Genomic DNA, 3,529 nt, shown 5'->3' with positions numbered 1-3,529 from the left:
CCTGGTGCGGGTGCAGGGCGCGGGCCTGAACGAGGTGCAGCGGGTGGTGAAGGAATAGGTTTACTTCTTCCTGCCAGAAGAACGTCATGCTGAGCGCAGTCGAAGCATCTCTACCGCGTAACTAATCCCGACGATTGAGTTTACTACTGCGGTAGAGATGCTTCGACTGCGCTCAGCATGACGTTCTTTGGTTTTCGTTATATAGCCCTCCCCCGCCGCCCATGCCGCCCCGCCGCAAGCCCGCCCCTGCTCCGCGCAAGCCCACCTACTTCCCCGACGAAAACGTCGCTGAGCGCTGGGATGCCCGCCATCTGCTGGGCCACACCGAATTTGAAGAATTTCGCTTCGTAGGCTGCGATTTCAGCGGGGCCGACCTACGCCGGCTGCGTTTCACCGATTGCCGCTTCGAGCACTGCAATCTGAGCACGGCCCAGCTGGCGGGCACGGCCCTGCAGAACGTGGCGTTCGAGGACTGCAAGTTGCTGGGCCTGCAGTTCGGGGCCTGCCGTGACATGCTGTTTGGCGTGCACTTCGACCGGTGCCAGATGCGTTACGCTTCGTTTGCGGGGCGCACCATGCCGGGCACGCGCTTCGTGGGCTGCCAGCTCGACGATGCCGATTTTGCTGACTCCGACCTGAGCCAGGCCGCGTTTGAGGATTGCGCGCTGGGCGGGGCGGTGTTTCAGAATACCCGGCTGCTGGGGGCTGATTTCCGCACCGCCACCGGCTTCGTCATCGACCCCGAAACCAACCCGCTGGCCGGCGCTCATTTCACCCTGGCCGGCCTGCTGGGCGTGGTGGCCCGCTACCACCTCGTGGTGGAGTAAGAACGAAGCCGAATTGGCGGCCGGATTCGCGCCCCGGTGTAGATTGCGGAGGAATTCCCATCGATGGCCGAAAGCGGCTGCCCCGCGCGCGGGTAGCCTACCCCCTTCGGCCGCATGCCAGGGCCCGGCCCCGGGCGGTAGTGCCGCCCCCGGCGCGGGTTTTCGTTCACCTCGCCAACTATATCCGATGGCCAACCGCCGCGCTTCCATTACCGACCTGGCCAAAACGCTGGGCTTGTCGCCATCTACCATCTCCCGCGCCCTCAGCGACCACGCCGACGTGAGCGAGGCCACCAAGGCCCGCGTGCGCCAGCTGGCCGAAGAGCTGCACTACCAGCCCAACCAGCTGGCCGCCGCCCTGCGCCGGGGCCGCAGCAACACGCTGGGCGTGCTGGTGCCGCACATTACGGGGCACTTTTTCCCGCTGGTGGTGCACGGCATCGCCACTGAAGCCGCTAAGCTGGGCTTCAACGTGATGATTTGCCAGAGCAACGAGGACGCCCGCCAGGAACAGAAGAACATCGACCTGCTGATGAACTCGCAGGTGGAGGGCATTCTGGTGTCGCTGGCCAACACCACCCAGAGCTTCGAGCACTTCGAGGCCGTGCGCCAGCAGAATATTCCGCTGGTGTTTTTCGACCGCAAGGTGGAGGATTTTGAGGGCAGCAACGTGAGCGCCGTGGTGATTGACGACTACCAGGGCGCCTACCAGGTCGTGACGCACCTCATCGAGCAGGGCTGCACGCGTATTGCCCACTTCACCGGCCCGCTGCACCTGAGCATTCACAAAAACCGCCACCAGGGCTACCTCGATGCGCTCGCCGCCCACGGCCTGACCATCGACCCGGAGCTAACCGTGCACTGCGAGATGAACCAGAAGGGCGGCCAATTGGCCATGCGCCAACTGCTGAAACTGCCCGCCGCCCAGCGCCCCGACGGCGTGTTTTCGAGCAACGACCTGGCCGCCGTGGGCGCCCTGCAAGCCGTGAAAGCCGCGCGCCTGCGCTCGCCGCAGGATGTGGCCATCGTGGGCTTCAGCAACGAGGTTTTCACCACCCTCACCGAGCCCATGCTCAGCAGCGTGGACCAGCGCTGCGAGCAGATGGGCAAAACGGCGGTGCAGCTGCTGCAAAAGATGCTCAAAAGCAGCCCCAACCGCACCGGCCCGCCCAAGCCCATCGTGCTCAAGCCCAAGCTACTGGTGCGCGAGTCGTCGCAGCGGCGGTAAGTGGGGCAAATTAGAAGAACGTCACGCTGAGCTTGTCGCAGCATCTCTACCGTGCAAGTAAAATTGATTGCTGCGGCGGTAAAGATGCTGCGACAAGCTCAGCATGACGTTCTGGCTTTAGCCCTTCTACAATCAATATCGTAAGCAGCCATTTGCATCGCTAGTTTGTTATTACCTGCGAAACCCTGCCGCTGCCCGATGCCCGAAGCCACCACTGCCCCGCCCGCTCCCAAAGTCACGCTCTGGACCCCCTTTGCCTACTCCGTGTTCCGAGCCATCTGGATTGCGGGCCTGGTTTCCAACGTGGGCACCTGGATGCAGAATGTGGCCGGCGTGTGGCTCGTGACCACCCTCACCACCTCGGCCCTGCTCGTGGCCCTGATGCAAACGGCTACCTCGCTGCCCGCCTTTCTGCTGAGCATGCCAGCCGGGGCCATGGCCGATTTGGTCGACCGCCGCCGGCTGTTGCTCTTCACCCAAGGCTTCATGTCGGTGGTGGCGCTGGGGCTGGGTGCGCTCACGCTGGCCGATGGCATTTCGGCCTACGGGGTACTGGGTTTCACCTTTTTACTAGGCATGGGCGCGGCCCTGAATGCGCCTATCTGGCAGAGCATCGCCACTGAGCTGGTGCCGCGTCCGGCCCTGCCCTCAGCCATCACCCTGAACGGGGTAAGCAACAACATTGCCCGCGCCATTGGGCCGGCCATTGGCGGGGCCATCATTGCCTACTACTCGGCCGGCTGGGTATTCGTGCTGAATGGAGTGTCATTTCTGGGCACCTGGGCGGTGGTGTATTTCTGGAAGCGCCAGCCCACCGTGACCAACGGGCCGGCCGAAAACTTCATCGGCGCACTGCGGGCGGGGCTGCGCTACGTGCAGTATTCGCCGGCTATTTACGGGGTGCTGGTGCGCACGTTCGCGTTTGCGTTCGGGGCGGCGGCCATGTGGGGCCTCGTGTCGGTGGTAGTGGCGCGGCGGCTGCACCTGAGCTCGGGCCACTACGGCGTGATGCTCTCGTGGCTGGGCGCGGGCGCCGTAACGGGGGCTGTGCTCATGGGCCGGGCCGGCTCGCGGCTCAGCTTCAACCAGCGGGTGCTGCTGGGCGTGCTGGCCTTCGTGGGCACCAACACGGCCCTGGCTTTGGTGAATCAGATTTATGTGCTCTACGCCGTCATGTTCGTGTCGGGCGTGGCCTGGCTGATGGTGATGACCAGCTTCAGCACCACCGTGCAGCTAAGCGTGCCAAAGTGGGTGCAGGCCCGCGTGATTAGCGTGTACATGCTGGTGTTTCAGGCGGGCTTGTCGGTGGGCAGCCTTGTCTGGGGCGAGCTGGCCGACCACCTCTCGCTGCAAACCTCGCTGCTGATTGCGGCCGCCTGGATGCTGGCCAGCACGCTGCTGGCCCTGCCCTTCCCCATGCGCTCGGCCGAGGGCCTGAACCTCGACCCCGCCGAGCACTGGCCCGACCCCGAAA

At 64.4% G+C, this 3,529-nt stretch carries 3 protein-coding genes; all 3 read left to right on the top strand.

From position 1 onward, the window contains the following. Positions 1-221: 221 nt before the first annotated feature. Entirely contained in the window at positions 222-827 is a 606-nt protein-coding gene (locus ACYVDE_RS17645) for a pentapeptide repeat-containing protein (protein WP_460502865.1), read from the top strand. 187 nt (positions 828-1,014) lie between these two features. Beyond that, positions 1,015-2,055, top strand: a complete 1,041-nt coding sequence (locus ACYVDE_RS17640) for a LacI family DNA-binding transcriptional regulator (RefSeq protein WP_460502864.1) — start codon at positions 1,015-1,017, stop codon at positions 2,053-2,055. A 198-nt stretch (positions 2,056-2,253) separates the two neighbouring features. Continuing rightward, positions 2,254-3,529 (top strand): MFS transporter (locus ACYVDE_RS17635; RefSeq protein WP_460502863.1); only part of this gene is annotated, 1,276 nt, incomplete at its 3' end.

The organism is Hymenobacter agri, assembly GCF_054778495.1.
Note: the sequence above shows the minus strand (reverse complement) of the source record. Positions and strands in the feature narration are given on the sequence as shown.

What these genes read in the sequence shown, in the direction of transcription:
- ACYVDE_RS17640 (WP_460502864.1), top strand. Translation starts at nt 1,015, where the DNA reads ATGGCCAACCGCCGCGCTTCCATTACCGACCTGGCCAAAACGCTGGGC.
- ACYVDE_RS17645 (WP_460502865.1), top strand. Translation starts at nt 222, where the DNA reads ATGCCGCCCCGCCGCAAGCCCGCCCCTGCTCCGCGCAAGCCCACCTAC.